General features: G+C 35.8%; 2 protein-coding genes and 1 pseudogene. All 3 read right to left on the minus strand.

From position 1 onward, the window contains the following. Positions 1-1,553, minus strand: a 1,553-nt coding sequence (locus tag AC0QHF_RS03375; RefSeq protein WP_324702776.1) for a sulfotransferase family 2 domain-containing protein, incomplete at its 3' end; no start/stop codon positions are given. A gap of 366 nt (positions 1,554-1,919) precedes the next feature. Beyond that, on the minus strand, positions 1,920-2,990 hold the full coding sequence (locus AC0QHF_RS03380) for a methyltransferase domain-containing protein (protein ID WP_324702777.1): 1,071 nt from the start codon (positions 2,988-2,990) through the stop codon (positions 1,920-1,922). A gap of 38 nt (positions 2,991-3,028) precedes the next feature. Further along, positions 3,029-3,495 (minus strand): annotated as a pseudogene (locus AC0QHF_RS03385) (chromosome partitioning protein ParA); the annotation flags it as partial.

Below are 3,495 nucleotides of genomic sequence, written 5' to 3' on the forward strand. Positions count from 1 at the left end.
GCAAAATCATTAAATAAGTTCTCAACTTTGAGAAGATGGGGTTTGATGATACCCATCTCAATTAAAGGATGAGCTTGTAACTTATGATGAATATTACAATTTCTAATATCCAGTGATTTTAAATATTGTACAAACTCATCAAAACAAAAACTATTTTTACGGTTTATCTTCCTTCCTAAAAATTTTGAGATGTCGGGATTATCATATCCAGTTTTAATGGCGTGAAGGTAGCTACTGACAGCACGAGAAAAAGGATCTCTAACTAAACATACTATATTTGAATGGATAATTTTATGGGTGGCTCTGAGCTGTTTTCTGTATTTAGGATTTGCCATAAAAACCTTGGCTTTATACATATGAGGCTGAGGATGATAAGATTCCACCTCTTGGTAAAGTCCAGCATGATAAAAAAACCACTTCAAACCAAAGCTACAAGCACTTTTGGCGCAGAAAATTAAAGTTAAATTCAGCGATTCATTATAGAGAGGTTTTGGCTGATGATTAAACAAGATTTTACCAACTTCATGGGGAGATACCTTTTTGTTAAAATTAACATAAGTCACTGGTTTGTTTGATTTCCAACTTTTTGATAATCTTCTCTCAAACAGTTGAACACCAGCTTTGTATAATTCTAGGTCGAGAGCATTATTTTCAACAACCAAATCTAGTGTTGATTGAGGTAAGTTTTGTATAAAGTTTTCAATTTTAGGGTTTTTGTTGAGACTGAGTGATGGTACGGAAGTTTGAGAAATACGATTAAAAAATTCAACGGACTCATTATATTTCTCTGTGATTCCCAAAAAATACAAGTTTTCCAGATCTATATCTTTTAATACTCTCGATTGTAAATTAGGTCGTTGTTTGACAAATGTTTCAACAGTACCGGAATAACCATAATGATCGTACATATGAAAATAATTAGACAAACACCGCCGAATAGGTTCTCTCAGAAATGTAACTAATTTTAAACGATTACCAAAAATATAGCAATAATGCTTTATACCACGTTGATTAGCGTCTCCTATATGTCCTCCTATGACTTTGATTTTTTTCTCATCAACATAGTCTTTAAGCCTTAATGGACTAGCCGATTCCCCGTAAATTGAAGATTTAATTATTGGACTTGTGACTGGAGATTTAATGCCATAATCATAGATAACTTGAGAAGGATTAAATTGTTGTTCTAATCCGATTCTAAAAGATGTACCAGCCGTTTTTGGAATATGAATAAACAAATATATATTATCATCATCTGATTGGGGACTGGCAGCCACAAATTTACTGGTTCCGAGTATTTCTCCCGTATCTTTCCAAGCCAACTGTATTTTATCTCCATTTTTTAAATTATATTGAGATAAATCAAAGCAAAAATTAACCTTTAAAGTGTCACTATTATTATGGAAATTTTTTGGCTTAATCTGCTCAGAAGTCAATTTTTGACCATTAATCAATACGACGATATCAGAAGGATCACAACCTCCTTTTCCAGTTGATATCCAGCCTCTGACAATTCCTTTGGTTTCTAAATTATTCCAGTTTACAGAACTTTTCATTGATAAACTGACCTCAAATTTTTGTCCTTATTTAGGATTGAGAATATTCAAAAAAGCGGTTCGCTCTTTGATGAAACTGTGTTCGGCTGAGGTTTAGCGGACGACAGTCGGCATCAAGCGACAACGGGAGATAATTTGAGAGCCTCGCAAGTGGCATTCAATATTCCTTCCACAGTATACTCCAGCCGGAGACAATTGTAACGGGGAAGGCAAAATGAGCGATTCCCGATACAATCTGGACATATGGTTAGGGTTCCCATCGCCATTGCTTCGAGGGTGGGAGGATAACCCCCCCTTCCAGGCAGTCAGGCACGAGTATAGTAATTTTAGCACGGTTAATGTACTCTAGATAATCGATTTTGGGAATTAGGGATGTGAGGAGTTGCACCCCGTTAAATGAGAATGTATAAGTCTACTTTTTAAGTCGGGAAATAAACCATGAATATCTGAGGTTTTGCTTTCTGATTTCCAGAGAATACATAAAAAATCTATAAATCCTGTCTGCGCTTGATAAACTTCCGCCTTAGCAAAATTTACAAGATTATATTTAATTAGTTCAGAGATCACATCATAGAAATGTACATCAGTGAAAATATTGCAATGGGTATCAATATATGAATTTTTAGATTTTTCCGCCGTCGAAATTAGTTGTTTCACATCTCTTGGTATGCGAGAAAGCGACTCGCTGTTGGTTTTTCCAGCCCATACATCACCGGGCTTTAAGGGTCTATTATAATAGTTGGAATTAAATACATGACGAAAAGACGGTCTTTCTAAGTTATTAAAGTGGTTTTCTAAGATCTCTCCCAGGCTAGTTAGGGGCTTGAGACAATCAAAAGTATAACGCTTATCAGGGATAACGAAAAAAGCAAAACCCGTATCTTTTAACAAATCAGAAATTTGATCAAGAAAACCAATCATGTTTGGTGTATGTTCAAGAACATGAGATGCAATGATGTAATCATGTTTTTTGGGAATATCACTCAAATTTATTTTTGACAAATTATATGTGACATCAACGACAAAATTGGCATTGTGACCTGGAGTGTCATTAGCCAGTTTCTTTAATTCTTGTGTTGTCCTATAGTCAGCATAGCTTATATCTCCTTGCCCTGGCGAAAAAAAAGGTCGATCAAAGGCTCCTATTTCTAGTCCTATAGTAGTTTTTACATCTATAAGATTAGTGAGTACACTTTTATAATACAAAAAGCGATGGTGTTCCCGAGGATTTTTGGGTTTTGAATTAACCGGATTGGGTTTGTAATGATTTTGATCTAAGGGTAAAACAGATTTTTTTGGAGAATTACAGGGGTGATTCTGGGTGCTATGATCTGAATAGATTGACGATTCTTGCGTGATCAAATTAAGCCTCATCGAGAGACTTTCCAAGTCTCCTTTAATATCTCGAATTAAATTTTGACTTTCAATGTGAGTCATGGCAATCAATCAAGTAAGATTCAGTAACGTGATTAAATTTATACCAGTAACTTTTCAGAGCTTGTATTGTGATCCATCAATGGTTTCTTAAATCGTTCCTTGGTCATCTTTTTCATCAACTTTTGCCACTCCGGTAAGTTTGTTAACATTTCCGAATTGAACGGTATATTGTTCTCAGCCGAGAATTTCTCAAAGCTTCCCAGCCAACCCAAAATTGCCTCGGAGGGAGAATCGCTTTGGAGTTTCCAAGCTTGTCTTAAATTGCCAATCATTTTTTCATACTGACCCATCGTATACGAATTCCATGCTTTCCAAACTAAGAATTGGGACTCGACTTCTTCTCTAGTTTTCTCATGATGAGTGAGCGATCGCTCCAAACTCAACCTTACAAGTTCTTCCTTCATCTTTAATTGCTTGTCATGATACTGTTCCAACTCCCCTCGGGTTTGTTGCAACTGAGTTTGGGAGGTTTCCAACTCCCCTCGGGTTTGTTGCAACTGAGTTT

The sequence above is a fragment of the Lyngbya sp. CCY1209 genome (assembly GCF_055795065.1).

Excerpts from the sequence above, each read along its gene's own strand:
- AC0QHF_RS03380 (WP_324702777.1), bottom strand. The coding sequence starts at position 2,990 with ATGACTCACATTGAAAGTCAAAATTTAATTCGAGATATTAAAGGAGAC.